The organism is Neolewinella xylanilytica (assembly GCF_002934605.1).
GTDB classification, from domain to species: domain Bacteria; phylum Bacteroidota; class Bacteroidia; order Chitinophagales; family Saprospiraceae; genus Neolewinella; species Neolewinella xylanilytica.
In genome coordinates this window covers 1,818,055-1,842,279 of the sequence record NZ_PTJC01000005.1, presented here as the reverse complement: position 1 = coordinate 1,842,279, position 24,225 = coordinate 1,818,055, and the positions used below count along the sequence as shown (strand labels likewise).

The 24,225-nt window shown below is 58.7% G+C and carries 19 protein-coding genes; 17 read left to right on the top strand and 2 right to left on the bottom strand.

The genetic code is table 11. The features are described 5' to 3' along the window. Positions 1 to 456 precede the first annotated feature (456 nt). From CLV84_RS07270 to CLV84_RS07255, 3 genes are all read left to right on the top strand, one after another. A complete protein-coding gene (locus tag CLV84_RS07270; RefSeq protein WP_104419052.1) occupies positions 457 to 3,975 on the top strand; it encodes a T9SS type A sorting domain-containing protein in 3,519 nt (1,172 codons plus the stop codon). A gap of 127 nt (positions 3,976 to 4,102) precedes the next feature. Then, positions 4,103 to 4,741, top strand: a complete 639-nt coding sequence (locus CLV84_RS07265; protein WP_104419051.1) for a CatB-related O-acetyltransferase — start codon at positions 4,103 to 4,105, stop codon at positions 4,739 to 4,741. A gap of 351 nt (positions 4,742 to 5,092) precedes the next feature. Continuing rightward, the gene (locus tag CLV84_RS07255) at positions 5,093 to 5,674 is read left to right on the top strand and encodes a P-loop NTPase family protein (protein ID WP_211295198.1); all 582 of its coding nucleotides are present in this window, start codon (positions 5,093 to 5,095) and stop codon (positions 5,672 to 5,674) included. Positions 5,675 to 5,977: 303 nt separating this feature from the next. On the opposite strand, the gene CLV84_RS07250 is transcribed toward CLV84_RS07255, so the two are convergent. Continuing rightward, a complete protein-coding gene (locus CLV84_RS07250; protein WP_104419049.1) occupies positions 5,978 to 8,029 on the bottom strand; it encodes a prolyl oligopeptidase family serine peptidase in 2,052 nt (683 codons plus the stop codon). 511 nt (positions 8,030 to 8,540) lie between these two features. After that, entirely contained in the window at positions 8,541 to 8,705 is a 165-nt protein-coding gene (locus tag CLV84_RS07245) for a DUF1328 domain-containing protein (RefSeq protein ID WP_104419048.1), read from the bottom strand. A 161-nt stretch (positions 8,706 to 8,866) separates the two neighbouring features. On the opposite strand from CLV84_RS07245, the gene CLV84_RS07240 reads away from it, so the two are divergent. From CLV84_RS07240 to darG, 14 genes are all read left to right on the top strand, one after another. Then, on the top strand, positions 8,867 to 9,580 hold the full coding sequence (locus tag CLV84_RS07240) for a hypothetical protein (RefSeq protein WP_104419047.1): 714 nt from the start codon (positions 8,867 to 8,869) through the stop codon (positions 9,578 to 9,580). Between the two features lie 149 nt (positions 9,581 to 9,729). Continuing rightward, entirely contained in the window at positions 9,730 to 12,027 is a 2,298-nt protein-coding gene (katG, locus tag CLV84_RS07235) for a catalase/peroxidase HPI (protein ID WP_104419046.1), read from the top strand. 156 nt (positions 12,028 to 12,183) lie between these two features. Further along, on the top strand, positions 12,184 to 13,035 hold the full coding sequence (locus tag CLV84_RS07230) for a methyltransferase family protein (protein WP_104419045.1): 852 nt from the start codon (positions 12,184 to 12,186) through the stop codon (positions 13,033 to 13,035). Positions 13,036 to 13,408: 373 nt separating this feature from the next. Next, positions 13,409 to 14,092: a hypothetical protein gene (locus CLV84_RS07225; protein ID WP_245911401.1), complete on the top strand. Its 684-nt coding sequence runs from the start codon at positions 13,409 to 13,411 to the stop codon at positions 14,090 to 14,092. 221 nt (positions 14,093 to 14,313) lie between these two features. Then, positions 14,314 to 14,604 (top strand): hypothetical protein, encoded by a 291-nt coding sequence (locus CLV84_RS07220; RefSeq protein WP_104419044.1) that lies wholly within the window; start codon positions 14,314 to 14,316, stop codon positions 14,602 to 14,604. 133 nt (positions 14,605 to 14,737) lie between these two features. Then, positions 14,738 to 15,646 (top strand): ABC transporter substrate-binding protein, encoded by a 909-nt coding sequence (locus CLV84_RS07215; protein ID WP_104419043.1) that lies wholly within the window; start codon positions 14,738 to 14,740, stop codon positions 15,644 to 15,646. A 334-nt stretch (positions 15,647 to 15,980) separates the two neighbouring features. Beyond that, positions 15,981 to 16,499 (top strand): hypothetical protein, encoded by a 519-nt coding sequence (locus CLV84_RS07210; protein WP_104419042.1) that lies wholly within the window; start codon positions 15,981 to 15,983, stop codon positions 16,497 to 16,499. Between the two features lie 101 nt (positions 16,500 to 16,600). After that, the gene (locus CLV84_RS07205; RefSeq protein ID WP_104419041.1) at positions 16,601 to 18,322 is read left to right on the top strand and encodes a GH39 family glycosyl hydrolase; all 1,722 of its coding nucleotides are present in this window, start codon (positions 16,601 to 16,603) and stop codon (positions 18,320 to 18,322) included. 244 nt (positions 18,323 to 18,566) lie between these two features. Then, complete coding sequence (locus CLV84_RS07200) at positions 18,567 to 19,367, top strand: nitrilase-related carbon-nitrogen hydrolase (RefSeq protein ID WP_104419040.1); 801 nt, start codon at positions 18,567 to 18,569, stop codon at positions 19,365 to 19,367. Positions 19,368 to 19,450: 83 nt separating this feature from the next. Next, the gene (locus CLV84_RS07195) at positions 19,451 to 20,047 is read left to right on the top strand and encodes a GNAT family N-acetyltransferase (protein WP_104419039.1); all 597 of its coding nucleotides are present in this window, start codon (positions 19,451 to 19,453) and stop codon (positions 20,045 to 20,047) included. A gap of 507 nt (positions 20,048 to 20,554) precedes the next feature. Next, a complete protein-coding gene (locus tag CLV84_RS07190) occupies positions 20,555 to 21,382 on the top strand; it encodes an arylamine N-acetyltransferase family protein (protein ID WP_104419038.1) in 828 nt (275 codons plus the stop codon). A gap of 137 nt (positions 21,383 to 21,519) precedes the next feature. Further along, the gene (locus tag CLV84_RS07185) at positions 21,520 to 21,948 is read left to right on the top strand and encodes a hypothetical protein (protein WP_104419037.1); all 429 of its coding nucleotides are present in this window, start codon (positions 21,520 to 21,522) and stop codon (positions 21,946 to 21,948) included. A 576-nt stretch (positions 21,949 to 22,524) separates the two neighbouring features. Next, on the top strand, positions 22,525 to 23,178 hold the full coding sequence (locus tag CLV84_RS07180) for a DUF4433 domain-containing protein (protein WP_104419036.1): 654 nt from the start codon (positions 22,525 to 22,527) through the stop codon (positions 23,176 to 23,178). Positions 23,179 to 23,190: 12 nt separating this feature from the next. Further along, entirely contained in the window at positions 23,191 to 24,216 is a 1,026-nt protein-coding gene (gene darG / locus CLV84_RS07175; protein WP_104419035.1) for a type II toxin-antitoxin system antitoxin DNA ADP-ribosyl glycohydrolase DarG, read from the top strand. Positions 24,217 to 24,225 lie beyond the last annotated feature (9 nt).

The following is a 24,225-nucleotide window of genomic DNA, read 5'->3' as shown; positions in this document are numbered from 1 at the left end:
TTTTACGGCGGAGCGCGGGGGAAGCGCGGGTTGCGCGAAGGCTGACCAATGGCGGTATGTATTCCGGTTGCCGGCAAACCATTCCACGGGTAGTAGCAAGGAGAGGGGGGATAGGATAAAGCAACTCCCTCGATCAACATGAGGCATCCGCCGTCGTAGCGAATGCTGGTTTCAAGCCCTTGCACAACCGGTTTGCCCCACCGAAATTACGCCCTTCCGCGTAAAAGGTATCAACTAATTCCCCGTCGGGTGCTAATTTGGGTACAATCCGATTTCGGTGGTATGCGCTACGCACCGGCGGAAGGAATTGCGGAAGACGTTGGCTTCGGCCAAGCAACGCGATCCGCACACCTTTTACCCTGACGTACTTGATTTTCCCTTTCCGGTGGTGAAGGGCCGCTTTGTGTCCGCCACTTCCGCTTTACTCGCTCCTGGTCTTTGCAAACACTATCAATCATGCCACTACCTACTACTTCCGTTTCCCGCTTCTTTTTAACCGGACGCATCGGCCACCGCACCCCGCCCCGTTGGATAGCCGCCTGGCTGCTGCTGGCCTTCCTGCTTCCCGCGCCCGGCGCCACCCAGGAGTTTTATCAGACAGCTAAACTGCTTGCCTCCGATCGTGCCGTCGGTGATCGTTTCGGCAGCAGCGTAGAAATGTCCGGGAACCTCGCCGTCGTCGGGGCTCCCGGACACGACAACACGGGATCTACACCAAATGCCGGCTCAGCATACCTGTTTGCTAGGGATTCCGGAAGTGCGAACCAATGGAAACAAATTGCTGAGCTCAACGCCTCGGACGGTCAGGCGGAAACCTACTTCGGCTACAGCGTAGCCGTAAGTGATGATCTGGTTGTTGTGGGTGCGCCCGGTGGAAATACGAGAGGAAGCATTCCGGGTGCCGCCTATGTTTTCGCTCGCATTTCTGGAGGTTCAAGCCAGTGGGAACAGATCGCTAAACTGCCCTCCCCTTATGGTTCGGCCGGTGACGGATTTGGCCATAGCGTAGCGACCAATGGTGAACTGGTCATCGTGGGAGCATTTAGTGACGCTACCGACGGGCCTGGAATCGGAGCAGCCTACGTTTTTTCCCGCAATGGTGGAGGTACGGATCAGTGGGGGCAGATCGTCAAACTTTCCGCCTCGAACCCGGCAGATTATGACAACTTTGGCAGAGACGTAGCCATCAGCGGCGACACGGTGATCGTCGGGGCGCTAAACAATAGTGATGAAGGACTTCAGGCGGGTTTCGCCAGCATATTTTCCAGAAACACCGGCGGGGCTGACCAGTGGGGGCAGATTGCCAGACTAACTGCCCCCAACCCTGTATACCCCAATTATTTTGGCCGGAGAGTATCCATCAGCGGTGATCGGGCCATCGTCTCGGATGAATGGGACGACGAAAGGGGATCGGATACGGGCGCGGCCTACATTTTTGGCCGGGATGTGGGCGGGCCCAACCGTTGGGGACAAGTGGCCAAACTCATTCCCGAGGTGGGGTCGACCAGCGCCGGATTTGGCTATGACGTGGCCATAGGCGACAGCCTGGCCATCGTAGCGGCGCCATTTGATGATGAGAAAGGTCCCTATTCCGGATCAGCCTATACCTTTTCCCAAAATGTCGGTGGGACGGACCAGTGGGGATTCGTCAATAAACTAGTTGCCATGGATGGATCGGCCGAACAGTACTTTGCTTCGAGCGTCGCAGCAAGTGACAACCTAGCCTTCATCGGAGCGACGAGGGCTGAAAGTCGGACTTTGCGTTCCGGAGCAGCCTATATTTTCGCCAACCAGGCGGACTGCTCCCTCTCGCTCTCCTCGCCTACCGTGGTTGCGGAAAGCTGTCCGGCAGCCTCCGACGGTTCCATCGTGGTACAGGCAACGGGTTCTTCCGGGGAGGACCTGGTGTATACGCTTACCGGACAGGTTGCCCGCACCACCACCACCGGCACCTTTACTGGCTTGCCCGCGGGCAACTACCGGGTGACGGTATCCGGAGGTGGCTGTACCGCGACCTCGGAATGGATTTCGGTCCGCGGCGGAGACCATACGTCCCCGTCGGCCGTAGCGCGGGACATTACGGTTCAACTGAACAGGAGCGGCACGGTCACCATCACCGCCGCCGACCTCGACAACGGCTCCACCGACGCCTGCGGTATCGCCCAGCTATCCATTAATCGGGACAGCTTTAGCTGCACGGATTTAGGGCAAAATACCGTCGTGCTCACCGTTACCGACGTAGCGGGGAATCAGGCGACCACTTCCGCCACGGTAACCGTTGTCGCCCATCCCGATCAAGTGGACACCAACGGAGACGAGATCATCGATGCCTGCGAAGGATACCCGCTGGGCGAATCGGACTTGTGGCTGGAAGCCGAATGCGCAACCATCGGCCGGGAATGGAGCAGGATCAGCATACCGGGTTCCTTTCCCGATATGGCCGTATTTCTTTCGGGCAACAATTCCCTCACCCGCCCCCCCTTCGACGTTCCGGACAATCAGGTGAGCTTCACCCTTTATAACGTTCAGGTGGGCAGCTATAAGCTGTTCGCCCGCGTACTGGCGGCCAATCGCGATAGCGACAGCTACTGGGTACGGGTCAACGGCGGTGACTGGTACGCCTGGAACCGGGATATCGAACGCGGCTCCACCTACAACTGGAACCGCATGCCCGTCACCGTCGACCTGCGGGCGGGCACGAACCTGATCGACTTCGCCTACCGGGAAAGCAATACCTTCCTCGACAAAATTTACCTCACCCGGGGGGAAACCACGCCCGTCGGACCGGGTGAACCGGGCGAAAATTGTGCCGGCCCGGAGAACCTTCCCCCCATCGCCGCCGTCCACCAAACCCATTACGAGGGCGTCGCGCCCTTCACCGTAACGCTCGACGGCAGCCTCTCTTACGACCCGGAGGGCGGTCCGCTGACCTACGCATGGACCTACGACGAAAACACCCAAAGCGGCGTGACCTTCCAGGAGACGTTCCCCCCGGGCACCTACCCCATCCTCCTCACCGTAACGGATAATAACGGTTCCATCGATATCGTCCGGGTAATAGTAGCGGTCACCGCGCCGACCGCGGATTCCGATAACGACGGAGTCCTCGACGGGGAGGACAATTGTCCCTACACTTATAATCCAACCCAAACGGATGCGGACGGAGACGGCATCGGCGATGCCTGCGCCGACGATCTTTCCGGAAATACCAGCTACTGGTTGGAGGCGGAATGCGCGATGGTGGGGGATAACTGGGTCGTGGTCAACGACCCGACCGTTTCCCGCGACCAATTCGTCTACGCCCCGGGCCAAAACGCCCTGGATAACCCACCCGGCGACCCGGCGGCCAATTTCCTGCGGTTCACCATCGACGACGCCGAAGCCGGTCGTTTCCGCCTCTACACCCGTTCCCGCGCCCGCGGCCCCGACCGTGACAGCTACTGGGTGCGCCTCAACGGGGGTACCTGGTACCGGCTTTCCGGCCTGCGGCGGGGAGCGGCCTTCACCTGGAACTTCTTTCGTACCGCCCTCTACCTGCAATCGGGTACCAACGTACTCGATATCGCCTTTCGGGAGGGGGATACGGAGTTGGATAAAATCCATCTGACAAAACTGGGGGGAACGCCCAACGGACTGGGCGGCCAGGCCACCAACTGCGACCAATCTTCCCCGCCCCTGGCGAAGTCCCACCCCACCCCGCCCGCTTTCCAACCGGCGGCCGCATCCCACGAAGCCTTAGTTTACCCGGTGCCCGCCCGGGAAGCCGTGACCCTGCAACTGACCAGCCCCTACACCGGGGAGGTGTCCGTTTCTATCTACGACGTGAACGGACGCCGGGTGAGCAGCAGAAACCTGCAGAAAGTAGCGGACGTCCATACCGAGCAATTCGAACTAGGTACGCTTCCGGCGGGGATGTACCGCCTGACCGTACGGGAAGGAACGGAGGTGACGGTGAGCACCTTCGTGAAACTGTGATAATCCACTCCGTTCGGGGCGAATGCTTCGTGGTACGGAAGCGGTGGGCTGTCTGGGCGGCGCCGCGCGGGTGAAAGGTCCGCCGCCCAATGATTAACTTTATTCTCGAACGACGATCATTCGCTGCATGGCAGGCCCGGACAAGAACAAGACCTTCCCGCTGGAACACTACGACCGGCTCTGCTTCCTGAAGCACGTCGTCAAAAACCCGAATATTATCGTCGGCGACTATACCTACTACGACGACTTCGAGAACGTGGAAAACTTCGAGAAGAACGTCAAGTACCTCTTCGACTTCACCGGCGATAAGCTCATCATCGGCAAGTTCTGCATGATCGCCTCGGACGTGAAATTCATCATGAACGGGGCGAACCACCTTACGAAAAGCCTGTCGACCTACCCCTTCGCCATCTTCGGTAACGGCTGGGAGCACGCCATGGAGGGGAAGACCTATCCGCAGAAGGGCAACCTGGTGATCGGCAACGACGTGTGGATCGGCTATAATGCCACCATCATGGCGGGGGTGACCGTGGGCGACGGGGCGATCATAGCCACGAATTCTACCGTTATCAAGGACGTAGCCCCCTACTCCGTCGTAGGAGGCAACCCGGCGCGGGAGATCAAAAAGCGGTTCGACGAGACAACGATCGACAAACTTCTGGAACTGCGGTGGTGGGACTGGAGCGTCGACAAGATCACCGCAAACTTGCAAGCCCTGACGGGTGGCGATGTAGATAAGCTCCAATTGAAGGTTCCCGCCGGGTAATGCAACCGATCCACCGCAACGCCCTACCTACCGCCCTCCGGCCCCACCGCTGCTTAATGCCGACGGTTGCGATAGTAATACATCGTAGCAACTAGGACGAGCACGATAAGCTGACCGGCCATTAACCCTAGCCAAAAGGGGGTTAATGCATAGAAATTGAAGTATCCCAGCACTAGCATCATTACTGCGAGACCCGACATAACACAATTAAACCGGAAGATGCTCCCGAAAGAATTTGACACCATACGCCAATAAAAATAGCATACCTACGCGGTTCTCGACTCGTAGCCGGGTTGCCGCGGATGGAGACAATTTATCCTCTCCGCCACGGGAGCTCGGCCCACGCACGGAATGCAAACACCAACCCCGCAACGAATCCTGATCATTGGCTCCGGCGGAGCCGGAAAATCAACCCTCGCCGGACAGCTACACGCCCTCACCGGGATCGAGGTGATCCACCTGGATCAGCATTACTGGCAACCGGATTGGGTAGAAACCGAAAAGCGGGAATGGGAAGAGAAAGTAGCCGCACTAGCCGCCCGCGATAGTTGGATCATGGATGGCAACTACGGCGGCACGCTGGACCTGCGAATCGAGCGGGCCGATACGGTGATCTTCCTGGACCGGAGCCGCTGGCGGTGCCTCTATCGGGTGATGAAGCGACTGGCCATAAGCTACGGCCGCACCCGCGCGGATATGGCGGCGGGCTGCCGGGAACGCTTCGACTGGGCGTTCGTAACGTACGTGTACGGCTATACCAGGACGCGAAGGCCGGCTATCTTGTCAAAACTGGAGGGAATCCACCCCCAGAAAACAGTGGTCCGCCTGCGAAGCGACCGGGAGGTAAGCACCTATCTCGCTGCCGTGAAAAACGCGATCCTGGCGATCGGTCCGGGTGGAGGAGCACCGAATAGGAAGACCGAACTGGAATAGGGTTAGCGACCACGCGCGCTTGGGGCGCAGCAGACCGGTCACCAAATTCCAAGGTCGAGACCCTCCGGGTCGAAAGGCTATACGGGAAGTCTCGGGGAGTAGCCAACCGATCGACAAAGTCCCAGGCTGAGACCCTCCGGGTCGAAGGGCCAGGCGGGAAGTCTCGGGTCAGAGACCGCACGACCCTGGAATACCGGGACTATTCAGCTGAATACAAGGTGGATGAGTTCCGGGTCGAAAGGCTATACACAGGAGCCTCGGAAAGTAGCCGACCAATTACACTAACCCTACCTCAATCGCAAGCTATTCCAGTTCCTCGAGCAAGAAGGCGTACATATCGGCTTTGCGCGCGATCTCCCCGTCGACACTGTCGTCTCCATAATGACCGGCATCCGCTTCCGTTCGCAGGAGGATGGGGTTGGTCTGACCGGGGTTCTGCTGCAACCTGGCGGCAAACTTGTAGGATTGAAACGGCGGCACCCGATCGTCGTTGCGGGCCGTGACCACTAGGGTTGTCGGATAGTTCACGCCGGGGCGTATCCGGTGATACGGGGAATAACTAAGTAAAACGGAGCGGTCGAGTGAATCCGCCATTGTTCCGAACTCGTCCGTGTGGAACACGCCGACCGTATGATGTTCGAAGATCGACAGGTCGTATACCCCCACTTCGGATACGGCAGCCCCGAAGAGATCGGGACGACTGACCAGCGCGGCTCCTACCACCAGCCCTCCGTGCGAGGCACCCGTAATTCCCAGGTGGCGGGCGCTGGTGTAGCCTTCCCCGATCAGGTACTCGGCCGCAGCGATGAAGTCTCGGACGGTCTGAGGTTTGTTTCTCCCGCGCCCCGCCGCCGCCCATTGCTGCCCCAGCGTTCCTTCGCCCCGGACGTGGGCGTAGGCAAACACGCCGCCACGCTCCAGGAGGTAAACGATGCCTTCGTCGAAATTCGGTTGATGGACGGCTCCGAATCCACCGTAGGTCTTTAACAGCGTAGGGTGGGTACCATCCAGTGGCAGGCCTTTCTTCATGACGATGGTGATCGGGATCAGGGTGCCATCCGAGGAAGGGTAGCGAAGCTGTCGCATCGTGTAGTCCCCGATGTCGAAGGTTGCGGAGGTCTTTTCCGTTAGTTCGACGGCGTAGGTTCGGAGATCCAGTCGGTTGACGATCGGGGGCGTGTAGTAGTTGGCGTAGGCGAAGATGCACTCCTCGCGGTTCCCCCGGTCCGAAAAGCCATAAACGCTGTAGCCCTCCTGGATAGCGATACGGTGGGCCGGTTCCCCTGCGGTGGTGTAGATCACGATCGTATTGGTGAGAAAGTCGCGGTACTTGGCGACCAGTTTTCCGCCAATTAAGCGGCACCAGTCAAGGTGTCCTTCCTGGACCGGTGGCACCAGTACTTTCCAGACGGTTGGATTCTGCAAGGTGAAGTAACTGATTGCATTGTTCGCCTTAGGGTGGTTGCTGGTAAAGTAGACCGTATCGCCCCGGTTTCCGACGATGTCCATAGCGTATTCCATACGGGGAAGCAGGGGCCGCAGCTTACGCCCGGAGGTCCGCAAATCGAGGTAGTACAAGTTATTCACCCGGTTATCGATCGTTTCGCGCACGAGTAGGAGTTCCGACGTTCTGGTGCCTGCAATGTCCAGTTCGACGAGGCTTTTGCTTGCGCGCTGGAAGATCGGGATGTCGTCCTGCTGGTCGGTGCCAAGGCGGTGAAAGTACAGGGTCGGATTTCCCTCTCCGGAGAACTGGCCCGCACGGGGAAACCGGAGGTAGTACAGTCCGTCATCCGCCCAAACCACGGTGGAGAATTTGATGTCGACCAGGTGATCCGACAGCATGCCCGCACCGCGAAGCTTGACGATCCGCAACTCCCGCCAGTCGCTACCATTGCGCCCGAATAGGACGGCGAGGTGGGCACCGTCCGGCGATTCTCGGTAATCGTAGAAGGTGATTCGGTCGGTTTCGGAAATGTCAGTGGGAGAAAGCAGCCGTTGTCCCGGGTGGTCGATTTCCGTCTGAATGTACAAAGCGGGGGACTGCCCGAGCCGCTGGTACATCAAGCGATAGTAATGCCGGCCCTCCTGACGGGGAAACCGGAAGTGTACGTTTGAATACCGGTTGATCTCACTGTAGCCCCGTTGGTTCCGCACGGCTCGCTGCAGATACGTTTCGGTCAGGTCGTTCTGATTGTCTACCCACCGATCGACGTCCCGCGAATCCACGTTTTCCAACCAACCGTTGGCATCACCGCTGTGCTGAGCGGAAAGCGGCCATAGGACGAAGCACGACAGGACAAACACCACGTAGCGGGCAGCTACCGGGCCAAAAGGAACGAGATCAACAATCAAAGTAAAGGGATAGACAGGGTGATAAGTGGAATGCCCTAAAAACGCAGCCTACCCAACAAAATTCTGGAAAACATAATTTTGGGATACAATCCTGCTACCGGGCTCAACTAGTGGTGGATGGAAAAGCACCGTTCTATTCCGGATACTTTTCCGTTTTCAGTGGATGCAGGCGAAGGGACCAGCCCCGGTTCCCGATCTGTGGTTGGGGCACTGCGGGTGGAGAAGACCTAGATCGGGTCGAAGGGCTAACCACAGCAGCCTCGAGAAAAAGCCAACCGGCCACCAAAGTCCAAGGTCGAGACCCTCCGGGTAGAAAGGCTACACGAAATAGTCTCGGGTCGGAGACCACTCGACCTTGGAATATCGCGTCCATTTAGTTGAGTAAAAGGTTGAGGCGTTCCGGTCGAAGGGCTAAATGTGGGATCCTCGGGGAGCAGCTGACCGATCGCCAAAGTCCAGGATGACCACAGTTTTGAAAGCAGCGTTCCACCCGCGCCCCGGCGCCAAAAAACTACGCCTTGCGCAGGTAGTGGCTCGCCAGGCTAAAGACCAGCAGGGCCAGGAAAATGTAGAAAAGGATCTTGGCGATCTCGGCGAAGACCACGACAATTCCGGCGAAGCCGAGAACGGCCATGACGAGGGCGAGAACGAAGAAGATGAGGGCGTAGCGCAGCATGGCGGGACAGGTTTAGCGACATCCCGGGCTTATTGCCCCGAATACTGGCTACAACCGGGTCGGCGGGCAGAGGTTGGGCGGACGGGGAGATAATAAACTCATCCGACGGGGCCTCGGTGCCGGTGGGGAAACCGTTCTGATGGTACACCTCCCCGCACCCCATGCGTCTGCTTGCTTCGCTGCTCCTACTCGTTTTTTCCGCAACGGGCTTCGCCCAGCGATCTTCCGTGGACGTCGCGGGAGGGGTGCACTACTCCTACCGCACGCTTTCGACGGATCAGGATGACGGCAACGTTGCGAATCCGAACGAACAGGAAAACGGGATCCTGACCGGCCACCTAGGTATCCACTACCGGCGGCAATTGGCGGAGCGGCTCTTCCTGCGTTTCGGCGTACGCCTATCGGCACTGGGGTACGCTTCCCACCACTCCGGATTGCGCTGGGGTAGCCAACACGACGGGGCGGTGGGCTATGATCCGGCTTTGGATCCGACCTTGCCCGCAAGCCTGGCGGCACGAAAGGACCTGTTCTTCCTGGAATTGCCGCTGCTCGTACACCGCACCTTCGGCGGCGGCCGGTGGATACCCTTCCTGGAGGCGGGCTTGCTGCCCGGTGCTTACCTGACCACGAGAAGCCGCCTCTCCGACCCGTCCCGGGAGGAGGTCTTCTATTTCGACGAGCGCCAGGGAGGGGTACATCGCTTTCACCTGGGAGCCGCCTTTGCCGTCGGCACCGACTGCGTGCTATCCGATCGGTACCGCCTCTTCGTGCAATCCAACCTGCGCTACCAGCTGAGCCCGGTGGCGGACGGTCCGGTACGGGAGCGGCTGTACGCCGGAGGAGTGTCTCTGGGACTGCGTCGCACCTTCCCGTAACGCTACCCGGCGGACGGGGCACGGATAAACCTGCATCTGCTTAAACAATAATCGGACACTGCCATTAGGCCGGGGCACCGCCGGAACGCGAACGCCGCCCTGGTGCGCCCAGTGATCACCTTTTCTACCAAGCATAACCAGGATTTACCATGCAGACACTCGCCAACACCGACAACCTGGCCCAGTGCCCCTTCCGCGGCAACCGCGTAGGCGGCGCCATCGGCACCCACCCCCAGGTAAACGACTGGTGGCCCAACCGCCTACCGGTCGAAGCACTACACCGGGAATCCCCGCTGGCCAATCCGCTCAGCGACGAAGACTACAAAGCCGCCTTTCTCAGCATCGACTTCCCGCAACTTAAGCAGGACATCAAGAAAATGCTGACCACCTCCCAGGAATGGTGGCCCGCCGACTACGGCAACTACGGCCCCCAGGTGATCCGCACCGCCTGGCACTCCGCGGGTACTTACCGGATCGCCGACGGACGCGGCGGCGCGGCCCAGGCCATGCAACGCTTCGCCCCCATCAACAGCTGGTGGGACAACGGCAACACCGACAAGACCCGCCGCCTGCTCTGGCCGATCAAGCAGCAGTATGGCGCCAAGCTCAGCTGGGCCGACCTGATCATCCTGGCCGGCAACTGCGCCCTGGAAATCATGAACTTCCCCACCTTCGGCTACGGCGGCGGTCGGCGCGATGCCTGGGAGCCCGACATGAGCACCTACTGGGGCCCCGAATTCTGGGAGGGCAAGCCCTACGACCAGAATATGGCCGGCCAAACCCGCCCCGGCCAGCCCGAGGAGATGGTCAACCGCGGCCTCCGCTGGATGGGTGGCGTAAAGGAAGAACTCCACGACCTGGAAGCTCCCCTGGCGGCCACCCACCAATCGCTGATCTACGTCAACCCCGAAGGACCGGACGGCAATATGGACCCCCTGGATTCGGCCCGCGACATCCGCGAGTCCTTTAAACGCATGGCCATGAACGACGAGGAAACCGTCGCCCTGGTCGCCGGCGGCCACGCCTTCGGTAAGAGTCACGGCATGGTGAACCCCGAGAAGATCGGCGCGGCCCCGGAAGCCGCCCCCCTCCAGGCGCAGGGCTTCGGCTGGCATAACCCCGTCGGGAACGGCAACGGCAAGGACACCATGACCAACGGCATCGAGGGTTCCTGGACGCCTAATCCGACCACCTGGGACAACACCTACCTACAGAACCTGCTCGGACTGGAATGGAAGCAGACCAAGAGTCCCGCCGGTGCCGGCCAGTGGACGCCCGTGGACCCCAACGCCCCCAAGACGCCGGACGCCCACGTCGAGGGGCAAATGAACAACCTGATGATGATGACCTCGGACATCGCCCTGAAGGAGGACCCCGCATACCGGAAGGTCTGCGAGAAGTTCCTCAACGACTTTGACTACTTCACCGAAGCCTTCTCCAAGGCCTGGTACAAGCTGACCCACCGCGACATGGGCCCCAAGGACCGCTACCTCGGTCAGGAAGTAGCCGAAGAAGACCTGATGTGGCAGGACCCCGTGCCCAAGCTGGACCACGAGCCGATCGGCGCCTCCGAGATCGCCAGCCTGAAGCGGCGTATCCTGGATAGCGGCCTGAGCGTACCGGCTTTAGTATCGGCCGCCTGGTCGGCCGCCAGCATCTACCGCGACAGCGACAAGCGCGGCGGAGCGAACGGCGCCCGGATTGCCCTGGAGCCCCAGAACGGCTGGGAACTCAACCGGCCGGAGGAGCTAAACAAAGTACTGGGCACCCTACGGGGAATCTGTAGCGACTTCAACAGCGGACAATCGGGCAATATGCAAGTGACCCTGGCGGACCTGGTCGTGCTCGGTGGCTGCGCCGCCGTGGAGCAGGCCGCCCGCGACGGCGGCGTGGAGATCGAGGTACCCTTCACCCCCGGACGGATGGACACCACCCAGGAGCTGACCGACGAGGAAAGCTTCGACTGGCTGAAACCCGTATCCGACGGCTTTAAGAACTACCACAACGATACCGTCGGCTACCGGGTGCAGCCCGAGCGGATCTTCCTGGATCGCGCCCAGTTGCTGACCCTTTCGGCACCGGAATGGGTGGCCCTGACGGGCGGACTGCGGGTACTGGACCAGAACTGGGACTACTCCAGGCACGGCGTCTTCACCGACCGGCCGGGACAACTAACGAACGACTTCTTCCGTACCCTCACCAGCATGGACTATAAGTGGGAACCTACGGACAGCCGGGAGATGACCTTCCAAATCATCAACCGCAAAACCGGGGAAACCACCTATACCGCTACCCGCTACGACCTGGTGTTCGGTTCCAACGCCCAGCTGCGGAACATCGCGGAAGTGTACGGAGCCGACGACGGCCACGAGCGCCTGGTGAAGGACTTCGTCGCCGCCTGGGATAAGGTGATGATGCTGGATCGCTACGACGTGAAGGATAGCTGATTGTCTGCTTTACGGAACCGCCGAAGGGCCGCCATGCTTCGTCGTGGCGGCCCTTTTTGTTGTCGGAAAGGGTGATTTCCGACGGAAGCAGGGGATAAGGAATTTGATGTTGCTTCCGTTGATAGGAAGTAGGTACGTTCACTTTAGCCATCCGTTATGAAATCGACCGCCTATTTACTCCAAGCCTGCCTGGTCGTCCTGTGGTGGCTCGGGATGGCGATTAATCATGCTCTCTACTGGGCTTTTCAGTTCGACGGTATCGGATCGACGGCCTTCCTGGCTTTCTTTCTGCCGGACGTAGGGGTGATCGTGCTGTGTTCCGTGCTGCGCGCGTATACGGCTCGTCCGGCCCTGGAGTACGTCATACTGGGCGGCTTCGGGTACGCCAGCCTGTACTGCTTGCAGGCCACGGTCATGACGGCGAGTGGTTACTTACCCACTGCGCTTATGTTACTGGGCCTGGCCTTTAATGGTTGGCTCATCGGCGGCGAGCGAACCTTTCGCCCGAGCGGTACGGCCAGCCTCTACGTAAACGTGGTAAAGACGCTGATCCAAATAGGGGCCGTCTGGACCATAACCCTCGTGGGCCTTCCCCTCCTTATTCTGGAAGCCTTCGGGAACGATATGACCGTTACCCTTTCGCCCGGAACGTGGTTCGGAGGCACGCTATTCGTACTGGCCAGTTTGCTCAATCTCTTCAGTGCTTACTACCTGGTCAGCCGGGGAGAGGGTACCCCCCTACCGTTGGACCAGACGAACCGGTTAGTGGTTTCCGGTCCTTACCGCTACCTGCGCAACCCCATGGCCGTAGCCGGCGTGGCGCAGGGAGTGGCGGTGGGTATGCTGTTTCACTCCCCTCCGGTGATTGCCTACGCGTTACTAGGAGCCCTTTTGTGGCAGGTAACGGTGCGGCCGGCGGAGGAGGCCGATATGCGCAAACGCTTCGGGAGGGCCTACGAGGAATACGTTCGACATACCCCCTGCTGGATACCCAAAATCAGGCACTAACCCGGGTTGGCGGTTGTCGCACAGGAAATCACCGTCGGCTTGTCCGTTCCTGCGCTTCGGCGCCCCTTTTGCCCCCTAATTTGCGGGAGCACACGTTACGCCAACTACTTAGTGTAAAAAATACGTTAACGCGATACTCCGCCCTACCCTTCCCCGTTTTAGCTGCAGACATTATGAAATGAACATCCACATTTTCGAGGCTATTTAACTCAAGTGTACTTTTTACCTAAGGCCCCATTCCAGTAGCGGATGGGGCCTTTTTTATTGCGATACCAACCGCGGACCGGTGGGAATCGCGGCGCCCGCTCCCACGCCACTTGCGGCAAGCCGCCCGAAGCCGTAGCTTTAGACGAAGCCCACAATTCGAAACCGCATGCGCGTAATCTCCTTCCTCCTAAGTTCATTGCTGCTCCTCGGCCTGGCCGCCTGCGACGAGACCGCCGCGCCCGAAGCGACAGTGGAGCGCCCCACCGTCGAGGCCACCAACGCTTCGGCCAATCCATCGGCCGCCGCGGGCGATTACCGGCAGATCGATACGGACGAGGCCCTGATCGAAACCGCTCTGCTGGCCGCTCCCGAGGCCAGCCGTGCGGGCGCGAAAGTCATCGGCTACAACACCGCCGGCGAATTCGTGACCCTCCGCGAGGGGAGCAACGAGTTTATCTGCCTGGCCGACGACCCCAAAAAGGAAGGATTCAACGCCGCCTGCTACCACCAGGACCTCGAGCCCTTCATGGCCCGCGGCCGGGAACTGCGCGACGAGGGCAAGAGCGCCCAGGAAATTTTCGCGATGCGCGAGGAAGAAGTGAAGAGCAAGCAACTCGCCATGGGACCGGCCGGCTCCACCCTCCACATTTATTACGGCGACGATGCCCGCTACGACCCCGCCACCGGAGAAGTGCCCGGCGCGCGCTACCGCTACGTGGTCTACATGCCCTACGCTACCGCCGCGTCGACGGGCTTGCCGGAGGCGCCCGTAGCCCCCAACCATCCGTGGATTATGGACCCGGGGACCCACCGGGCGCACATCATGATTTCGCCGCTGGCGGGAGAATAAGTCGGGCGCCGGGGCGCGGGAGCGGTCCGCATTCCGGACGGATTTGTTGCTAAACGGACCCCGGTTCCTGGCGGCATAGGGTCCCAACGTTCGTTCTCCGGACGAGCTAATCGTTGGCGTACGGGTGGAAATGATGGCGGGGTGAAATACCCGCTGCGGGAATGGTAACGAACAAATTACCCCGAATAAACCTCCAACAACCACCCAAGCAACCCATATCCATGTCAAGCTGCGAATTCCCCATCACCTTCCACCAACCCATCCGCGAACTGACCGAGCGGATTGCCGCCGCCGTAGAGGCCAAGGGCGGCAGCTTCACGGTCGAGGAAAAGGGCGGACGGTTCTCTATTCCTACTGCCCACGGAGCCGTGGCCGGTAGCTACCGGGCGGAGAAGGGCACCTTCCACTATGTCCTTACCGACCTGCCCCCGGAAGTAAGCTGCCATAAGGCGGAGAACACCTTCCGCAGCCTTATCGGCTCTCCGCCGGATCTGTCCCTAGATTTCACCTAACCGAAACCCGCCCCCCCCCCCGACAACCGACACCCGACACCCCGACACCCCGACACCCGACACCCGACACCCGACAACCGAAACCCCAACAACCGAAACCCCGACAACCGAAACCCCGACAACCGCCCCCCCCATGCAAACCATACGCCTAGCCCTAGACTGGACCCCCAACATCAACCACATCGGATTTTTCGTAGCCGAAGACCAGGGCTTTTACCGCGATGCCGACCTCCACGTCGAATTGCGCGACCCCTCCGCCAATAACTACGCCGTTACGCCGGCCAAGCAACTGGAGACCGGCGCGGTGGACGTAGCCCTCTGTCCCACGGAAAGCCTCATCAGCTACCGGACGAAGGCTCAACCCTTCCCTATCGTGGCCATCGCCGCCCTGCTGCAGGAAGACCTGAGTGCCATTGCCGTGCGGGCCGACAGCGGCATCCGCTCCCCCAAAGACCTGGACGGCAAAAGCTACGCCTCCTACGAAGCCCGCTACGAGGACGAGATCGTCAAACAACTGATCCGCAACGACGGCGGTACCGGCGATCTCCGGCTCGCCTACCCCGATAAGCTCGGGATCTGGAACAGCCTGGTCGACGGATCCTACGACGCCACCTGGGTCTTCCGCAACTGGGAAGGGGTGGCGGCGGAAGAGCGGGGGCCGGAACTGCGCTACTTCAACCTGAAGGACTACGATATTCCTTACTCCTACTCGCCGGTACTCGCCACCAGCGCGGCGACCCTCGAAGCGGGAGAAGCAACACTCCGGAAATTCGTGGAGGCCACCAAAAAAGGGTTCCTGTTCACCCAGCACAACCCCGGGGAATCCGAGGGCATCCTGGAACGGAAGCTCGCCCCGGCCGACAGCGGGGTCTCGGTAAAGAAAGCCCTCAAGCACACGACGCCTTACTTCGGCAACGCCCACACCTGGGGCAAGATGGACGAAGCCCGGTTGCAGACTTTCCTGGACTGGCTGGCCAAGCACGGACTGGAAACCCAGCCCCTCCGCGCCAGCGACCTGTACACGAATGCGTTGATCCCCTAACGGACCAACCATTCCGCTTGCCGATAAGTCGCCACCTGCCGCAATCGGTGCGATGGCAACGGCCTGTCAATGTTTTAACATTTAGCTGTTCGAAACCGAAAGGGAAAGATCGGGATAGCGCGCCGCGGTGCTTTGTGCGGCGGAAACGGCAGGTTGCCAAATTTATCGGCGCATACATTTAGGTGGTTAAACAATTATTACAAAAGCACCACGCTTTGCTGTTTTAACCCCTTTGTTATCAGTCGATTACCTATGTTAAATTTTTAGCCGATGGCGGCGAATTCCGGTTTAGCGGGCGCCGGGATGCTTAAATTAGGGGACAAGCTCACTAACTATGCCACGCCCCAAAATTCACCTGCCGAAATCCGCGGCGGACTACTGGTTGGAACTCGGTAGTCTGGCTAGCCTGCTCCTGCTGGTCTTTGTTTCCTTTTCCGGATTCGTACGGGTTCCCACGACCATTCCCTTCCGCTTTGGCATGGACGGCTGGCCGGACCTCTATCCTTCCCGTATCCGGTTCGGACTGCTGCCTTTTTTGGGTGTCGTGGTCTACGCCGTCGGGCAACTCCTCACCCTGCGCCCGCACCGGTTCAGCTATCCGGCGCGCATCACCCCCGCCAATGCTGCCGTTCACTACCGGAATGCGATCCGCCTGCTACAATTTGTGCTGGCCTGGCTGCTGCTTTCCATGTCGTACCTGCAGTTTCGGACGGCCCGGGCCGAAGCGGGATTGTACGGCGGACCAAGCCTGTTGGTAGCCATCCTCCTGCTGGTGCTACTGGTGAGCGGAGGGTGGTACTTCCTGCGCCCGCTGTTGGCCACTTCCCAACGGATGATCGTCAATCGAGCCTGAATGCTTACCCCCGTAAGCGTAGACGGCGGGAGGCGCTGATCGGCTACGGCGGGTATGCCGGTATTTGTCGATCTTACGCATCCATTCGATACGTTCCGATCATGCCATACCGAATTACCAAGCCAGGGGGTCTGTTGACCCTGCTGTTGTTGAGTGCATTGCTCCCGCGCGCCGGCGCCCAAACGACCTTGCCGGATACCGTCCCCATCCGCGTCGACCTACGCGACGAAATGGGCCCGCTCGACCCCATCTGGGCCTGGTGGGGGTACGACGAGCCGAACTACACCTACATGAAGGACGGCAAGAAGCTCCTCACCGAGATCGCCCAGCTGAGCAAGGTGCCGGTGTACGTCCGCGCCCATAGTCTGCTCGTGACGGGGGAAGGCACCTATGGCCTCAAATGGGGCAGCACCAACGCCTACACCGAAGACGAAAACGGCAACCCGGTATACGACTGGACGCTGGTCGACAGCATCTTCGACACCTACGTGGAGCGGGGCATGAAACCCTTCGCCCAGATCGGCTTTATGCCGGAGGCGCTCTCCAGTAAGCCCGACCCCTACCGCCACTACTGGACGCCGGGGGCCAGCTACGAGGAAATCTTTACCGGCTGGGCCTACCCCCCCAACGACTACGAGAAGTGGGCGGAACTCATTTACCAGTGGGTGACCCACTGCGTCGAACGCTACGGCCGGGAAGAGGTGGAAAGCTGGTACTGGGAAGTCTGGAACGAGCCCAACATCGGCTACTGGCGGGGCACTACGGAGGAATACATCAAACTCTACGATTACAGCGCCGACGCCGTCAAGCGCGCCCTGCCTACCGCCCGCATCGGCGGACCGGAGACTACGGGGCCGGGCTGGGACGAGGCCGCCACCTTCCTGCGAACCTTCCTCGATCACACGCTGACGGGTACGAACTACGCCACGGGGGAGACCGGTTCGCCACTGGACTTCATCACCTTCCACGCGAAGGGCAACCCGAAGGTGGTAGACGGGATAGTCCAGATGAACATGGGCGCTCAGCTGAACGACATCGACCAGGGCTTCGAAATCGTAGCCTCCTACCCCGAACTGAAGGACCTGCCCATCATCATCGGAGAATCCGATCCCGAGGGCTGCGCCGCCTGCTCCGAAGCCGACTACCCCCACAACGCCTACCGCAACGGGACGATGTACGCCGCCTACACCGCCGCCTCCTTCGCCCGCAAGTACGACCTGGCCCGGGAGCACGGCGTGAACCTACTGGGCGCCGTGACCTGGGGCTTCGAATTCGAGGAGCAGCCGTGGTACGCCGGCTTCCGGGATATGGCAACGAACGGCGTGGACAAACCGGTGCTGAACACCTTCCGCATGTTCGGCATGATGGCGCCGACCCGGGTGGCCGTCGACCAGGAACCGCTGCACTACGACGCCCGCATGATCGTGGAGGGCAGCGTGCGGGAGGAAACCGACGACGTCAACGCCCTGGCCAGCAAGGGCGACGGATCGGCCACCGTGCTGGTCTGGAATTACCACGACAACGATGAGCTGGACGTGCCGGCTACCCCGGTCAGGGTGGAATTGAGCGGCTTTACGGAAGACGGTCCGGCGCTGCTGACCCACTACCGGATCGACCAGGCGCACAGTAATTCCTATACTTTATTCAAGGAGATGGGGAAACCCCAGCCCCCAAGCGCGAAGCAGATCGCCGCGCTCGAGGCGGCCGGCCAACTCGACCTGTACGGTTCACCGGAATGGGTGGAGGTCCGCAACGGACGGGTGACGGTGGAGCTGGTGCTGCCGCGGCAGGGGATCTCGTTGCTGCGGTGGGAGATGAATTAGGATTTGGGTGTGCCCGGCTGCGCCGGTCCGGGGGGTCACCCGAATTTCACGGATTTTGGGCACGGATGTCCACGGATTTTCCTGCATACTGCATGTTAGGGAGCAGTACACGGCTATCGCGGGTCAGGATGTAACGTCGCTTGCCCGGCCATCCACGGAAGGAACGTCCAACACGCAGCGAGGTCAACCCGCCCCAACCCCACCGCCCTATCTTCACCTACTATACGACAAGCCGCACCTAATTATGCCCCCACCCCGCCTCAACCTAGCTACCTACCAGTTCGACGCCGAATTGGGGGCCGTGGATCGCAACCTGGACCGCATCGCGGAAATCCTCACCCGTTTATCGCCCGGGGAAACGGACATCATCGCCTTCCCGGAGATGTGCGACACCGGCTACGCGATGGACGTGATCGCGGAGCGGGCCGTCACCTGGGGCGAGGATCACCTGCGACGCATCAAATCACTGGCGCGGGAGAAGCGGACCGCTATCCTGCTGGGCCTGTCCGAACGGGAAAACGGGCGGGTACACAATACCGTAGCGGTGATCGGAAAGGATGGGCAGCTGGTCCACAAATACCGCAAGACGCATCTCGTCACCATCGCGCCGATCCACGAAGAGCGGACGATCACGCCGGGAAACGAACTCGGCTACTTCGAAATGGATGGTACGCCTTGCGGGGTAATGACCTGCTACGAACTGCGTTTCCCGGAGATTGCCCGGGCACTGACGCTGCGGGGCATTCAGGTACTCTTCGTGCCTACGGCGTGGCCGCTGGTGCGGGTGGATCACCTGATGACGCTCGTTCGCGCCCGGGCGATTGAGAACCAGGTATTTGTCGTCCTCGCCAGCCGCGTAGGTACGGATGCGGGCACTACCTTCTCCGGTCGTAGCCTGATCGTGGATCCGAACGGAAACTTCCTGGCGGAGGGGTCGGAGTCGGCCGAAGAATTATTGCGGGCCACCATCGACCCGTCGGAAACCGCTCGTGCCAGGCAAAACATTCGTGCCCTGAGCGAACGGAGGCCGGAGTTGTACGAATAGGACGCGGGGCCACGCCCGGGGATGTCGATATTTTGCCGGGGTCGCTACCTTTCACCCAACATCCGCCGTTTCTGCACTAGCCCATGGATTTTCGAGAAAATATCGTCCTGGAGACCGAGCGCGTACGCCTTAGTCCGCTGGAGGCCGCGCATTACAACGACTTGCTGCCGGTGGTGGAGGCCAATCCGGATTTGCTGCGGTACAGTCCGTCGCTCCTGCGCACCGGCGCCCACCTGCGTGACTACCTCCAAGCGGCGCTGGAGGCGCGCGAGCGGGCGCAACGCTACCCCTTCGTCGTTTTCGATCGGGCGGACGGACGTTGCGTGGGCAGCACCAGCTACGGCAACGTGTCGGCCCGCGACGAGCGGCTGGAGATCGGGTGGACGTGGCTCGACCCGCGGGTACAGGGCACGGGCCTGAACCGCCACGCGAAGTTCCTCCTGCTGCGCCACGCCTTCGAGGGGCTGGACTACCGGCGGGTGGAATTCAAGACCGACGCGCGCAACACCCAAAGCCGGCGGGCCATCGCCAAGATCGGCGGGACCGAGGAAGGCACCCTGCGCAGTCACACGCTGATGGCGGACGGCTTCCGGCGGGACACGGTGTATTTCAGCATCCTCCGGGAGGAGTGGGCCGCGCTGCGGGGGACGGTTTTTGCGGACCTGAAGGGGGTAGAGTAGATCTTTTTTGCGGCGGGGCGCAGGAGAAACGGAGGCTGGAAACCGGTCGTGCGACGGGAAACTTACTTGCCGATAAGTCGATTGAAATACGCTTCACGGGGTAGCTGGCTTCGCTCGGGACATGAACCACAGAGAACGCGGAAGTACGCAGAGCGCTACTGGCGTAGCGGGGGGAAACACCAGTCGTCCGCCCAGCGGAGCTGGTCTGCCGATGGGTCGGCTTGGATAAGCTGCACGTGGCAGCTCGCTTCGCTCGGGAAATTAACCACAGAGTACGCGGAGGTACGCAGAGCGCTACTGGCGCAGCGGGGGGAACCACCAGTCGTCCGCCCAGCGGAGCTAATCTGTCGACTGGTCGACTGGTTCACGAACGGACCTGAAAGGGACGTCCCCACCCTAGCGAGGTCATGGCAAGCGCAGCGCGCCGGGGCCTCGCGTATCCAGCGAAGCACGCCGGGGCCTAGCATACCCAAAAACCCAACTTCCCCTAACTTCCCGCTCTCAGCCATGACCCCCACCGAAGTACAAGCCTACCTCCACCTCCTCGACCGGACCACGGCACCCGGGCCGACCCTCGAGACGCTCGCCGGACTCCAGGAGCGGCACATGCAGCGCGTGGCCTTCGAGAACTTCAGCGTCTACCTGGGCGTGGCGCCGGTGCTGAGCGTGGAAGCGCTTTTCCGGAAGGTCGTCCACGAACGCCGGGGCGGCTACTGCTTCGAGCTGAACACCCTCTACGGCGCGCTGCTGGAGGCCCTGGGCTTTACCGTCAAGCCGGTACTGGCCCGGGTGCTGCTGCGCGATCCGGTGGAAACGCCGCCCCGTACCCACCTGGTCAACTTGGTGGAGCTGGACGGCGCATGGTACGTATCCGACGTGGGTTTCGGCGGACTCGCCTCCCGCGTACCGCTGCGGTTGGATGACGCCGGGGAGGTCGACGACGGCGACGGGACCGTCCGCCTCCTGCCGCAGGATTTCGACGAGTACCTGGTGCAGCGGAACACCCCGGACGGCTGGCAGGACCAATACCGCTTCGAGACCCGCCGCGCCGTCCCCGCCGACATTAAACTCGGCAACTACTACACCCACAGCCACCCGGATTCCCATTTCCTCCACCACCGCTTCATCGGGCTGTTTACCGACACGGGGCGCATGGGGCTCTTCGGCAACCGCTTCACCGAGCGCCGCGGCATCGAGGTCGTCGCGGAGCGCACCGTCCCCGACGGACCGGAGTGGATCGCCTTCGTGCGGGAACGCTTTGGATTGCCGCTGGAGCTGCCCGGGGAGGAACTGGCGCGGTTGATGGTGGCTAAAGCAGGGTCCGGTAATACCTAAGCTTCCGTAACCCGCGTCGGCGTGGGTGCGAAAGGGCTGTCGGCCAACAATGTCGAGTGATGGGGGTGCTAAACGGTATCTGCAACTATTTATGCCGTTGGTTGGATGTACCTAACCCACAAAAACACCTGCTGCAGATGCCCGCTATTCTTTTTCTCGCCCTGGCTCTTTTCACCTTATCGGGAACCGCGTTCGCCCAAATGAGCACCTCCTTCCCCGCCGAAAAAATAGATACGGCCATCATCAACCGGCGGGGACTACAGGAGAAGATCCGGATGCTGACGGAGGAGTGCAACTGGTCCGACCGGGTGGGGGGAATGATCGACGTATTTTATTTACGGACCGAGCGGGGCAGCTTTTTTGGCTATTCTTACGAGTACTTCCTGGACTGCGACAACGTGCGCCTGATCTACTGGTACGACAATCCCGGTGGCGTCGGCACCCCCGTCGACTTCATGATCGAAGACCTGGAGGACGAGTCGATGTGGGTGGTGGCCAAGAAGAGGCACCTGAAAAACAAGAAAAAGTACCAGCATCTGCTTGCGGCGGGTGCCGACGGAGAATAAGTCCATCGGGGGTCCAGCATATCCCCATCTCTACCCTACCCTATACCGCCGTGAACTGGTTTACCTCGCCACTCGGAAGGGAGGTTTTAGGCGGCGGGGCGCGGGAGAGCAAGCTACTGGTGGCGGACAGGCAGTTGGCAGCGCGATTGATCGGTAACCACGTCAATGGTTTCCTATCCCCTTGTCGCAGTCGGTATCCGGCGCCATTTCGCTTTATTCGCAACAATGAAAACTTGGGGAGCTAGGGTTATCGCTTGGCTGTACTGCTCTCAGTCCCGAGACTTATCTTGTTTTACGTATGCGTCTTGGTACTTACTGGCTCGTCGGCTGATGGCAGGCTGGTATTTGGTCACTTGACGTTTATAGGTAGGATTAACGCGATGCGTTTGTCTCCTTGTTGGGCGAAACATAAAAAACTGATAACCAGACCTGTAGACGGGAGCGCAGCATTAGATTCGTAAAAATTGCATCAAGGGGCTTAACTTTTACCCTACTTATCAAACAAAATGTGTATAATGTATCTTGTTAACATCATCTGGTTTACACTCGTGCCAGAACCTAAGCCGAACACGTGTCATGAAACTTGATGAAGTTCATTTATACCGGATGGTGCATGTTTCAAATATTCGACATATTCTTCAGCATGGTATTACCCACGTTGATTCACCAAACAAAAACACAAACTACGTTCCAATTGGAGATCGAAGCCTAATCAATAAAAGGACTAGTATAACAATCGCAGTCGATAATGGTCAAGGCTATAATGATGATCACAATGAAATCGTCCTTGGTGACTATATACCATTTTATTTCGGTATCAAGATGCCAATGCTGTTTGTAATGCAAAATGGCGGGAACTTTGTTGACAAAACGCCACCTGAGGATATTATTTATTTAGTTTTACGTTTAAACAAGGTATTGGAGGTTTGTCCTGAATTTTATTTTACTGATGGACATGGTACAGATCGATTAACTACTTTTTATGACTGGACAATGCGAGACCATTTACCAGATATAGTTGATTGGCAATCAGTAAAAGCTGGGTACTGGGCTGGTAATGAAAACTTGGACCTGAAACGGAAGAAGCAAGCTGAATTCTTGGCCAAACCAGACATACCTCCAGATTGTATCCGGGGATTCATATGCTATGCTGAATCTACTAAAGACAAACTGCTAAGTCTGGGAATTGCTGATAAACGTGTGAAGATTATAAAAAAGTGCTACTATTAAAGCAGAACGATCATGATTAAATACGAAACTGGAAATATATTTGATAGTAATGCAGATGCTCTGGTCAATACTGTTAATACGGTCGGTGTAATGGGGAAAGGAATTGCGCTGCAGTTCAAACGAGCCTTTCCAAACAACTTCAAAGCATACAAAGATCAATGTGACAATGGCGAAATGAAAGTTGGCCAAGTATTTGTGTTTAAAGAAACAAACATTGATATAGGCGAAAAGATTATTATTAATTTCCCCACAAAACAGCATTGGCGCAAACCTTCGGAATACGTTTACATCGAAAAAGGACTTGATGATTTAGTCAAAGTTATCAAAGATCATGATATTAAAAGCATAGCCATTCCTCCTCTTGGCGCTGGAAATGGTGGCTTAGTATGGGAAAGAGTTAAGCGAATTTTACACAATAAACTTCAGGAATTAGACATCGATATTACTATTTATGAGCCGAACTATTCAGTAAAGGAAGTCTTAAAGAAAGAAAGAGTGAAATTGACAAAAGCTCGTTCTTTGCTGCTTTATGTTTTGTTCGATTTAGTGAAGAATGGAGAGTATGTTTCAGAATTTTCTAGTGAGAAAGTAGCATACTTTTTACAAAAATTCGGCGCAAAAAAATATTTTAAGCTGGATTTCCAGCCAAACTTTTATGGTCCCTACTCTGGTAAAGTTCGATTCGTTTTGAATGCGTTGAACGGTAGCTATTTAATGGGATTTAGTGACATGGACAAAAAGCCGTTTGATCCTCTCACGCTTATCAGTGAAAGCTACAAAGATGTAGTCTCAAGTGTTGAGAACGACAAAGAACTATATGATATAGCAATTCGTACTACTGAATTTCTTGATGGGTTTTACTCTGAATTCGCCTTGGAACTCTTGTCCTCATTAGACTACATCGCGACAAAAGAATGCTCTCTCGATAAAGAGATACTCACCAATCATCTTTCAAAATGGAATGATCGTAAACGATCTATGATCACAAATTCAAGATACATAGATATAGCAGTGGATCACCTCAGATCATATAATTAAAAAACATCG

Excerpts from the sequence above, each read along its gene's own strand:
- CLV84_RS07180 (WP_104419036.1), top strand. The coding sequence starts at position 22,525 with ATGAAACTTGATGAAGTTCATTTATACCGGATGGTGCATGTTTCAAAT.
- katG (WP_104419046.1), top strand. The coding sequence starts at position 9,730 with ATGCAGACACTCGCCAACACCGACAACCTGGCCCAGTGCCCCTTCCGC.
- CLV84_RS07270 (WP_104419052.1), top strand. The coding sequence starts at position 457 with ATGCCACTACCTACTACTTCCGTTTCCCGCTTCTTTTTAACCGGACGC.
- darG (WP_104419035.1), top strand. The coding sequence starts at position 23,191 with ATGATTAAATACGAAACTGGAAATATATTTGATAGTAATGCAGATGCT.
- CLV84_RS07230 (WP_104419045.1), top strand. The coding sequence starts at position 12,184 with ATGAAATCGACCGCCTATTTACTCCAAGCCTGCCTGGTCGTCCTGTGG.
- CLV84_RS07255 (WP_211295198.1), top strand. The coding sequence starts at position 5,093 with ATGCAAACACCAACCCCGCAACGAATCCTGATCATTGGCTCCGGCGGA.
- CLV84_RS07215 (WP_104419043.1), top strand. The coding sequence starts at position 14,738 with ATGCAAACCATACGCCTAGCCCTAGACTGGACCCCCAACATCAACCAC.
- CLV84_RS07195 (WP_104419039.1), top strand. The coding sequence starts at position 19,451 with ATGGATTTTCGAGAAAATATCGTCCTGGAGACCGAGCGCGTACGCCTT.
- CLV84_RS07205 (WP_104419041.1), top strand. The coding sequence starts at position 16,601 with ATGCCATACCGAATTACCAAGCCAGGGGGTCTGTTGACCCTGCTGTTG.
- CLV84_RS07245 (WP_104419048.1), bottom strand. The coding sequence starts at position 8,705 with ATGCTGCGCTACGCCCTCATCTTCTTCGTTCTCGCCCTCGTCATGGCC.
- CLV84_RS07225 (WP_245911401.1), top strand. The coding sequence starts at position 13,409 with ATGCGCGTAATCTCCTTCCTCCTAAGTTCATTGCTGCTCCTCGGCCTG.
- CLV84_RS07200 (WP_104419040.1), top strand. The coding sequence starts at position 18,567 with ATGCCCCCACCCCGCCTCAACCTAGCTACCTACCAGTTCGACGCCGAA.
- CLV84_RS07190 (WP_104419038.1), top strand. The coding sequence starts at position 20,555 with ATGACCCCCACCGAAGTACAAGCCTACCTCCACCTCCTCGACCGGACC.
- CLV84_RS07240 (WP_104419047.1), top strand. The coding sequence starts at position 8,867 with ATGCGTCTGCTTGCTTCGCTGCTCCTACTCGTTTTTTCCGCAACGGGC.
- CLV84_RS07185 (WP_104419037.1), top strand. The coding sequence starts at position 21,520 with ATGCCCGCTATTCTTTTTCTCGCCCTGGCTCTTTTCACCTTATCGGGA.
- CLV84_RS07265 (WP_104419051.1), top strand. The coding sequence starts at position 4,103 with ATGGCAGGCCCGGACAAGAACAAGACCTTCCCGCTGGAACACTACGAC.
- CLV84_RS07220 (WP_104419044.1), top strand. The coding sequence starts at position 14,314 with ATGTCAAGCTGCGAATTCCCCATCACCTTCCACCAACCCATCCGCGAA.
- CLV84_RS07210 (WP_104419042.1), top strand. The coding sequence starts at position 15,981 with ATGCCACGCCCCAAAATTCACCTGCCGAAATCCGCGGCGGACTACTGG.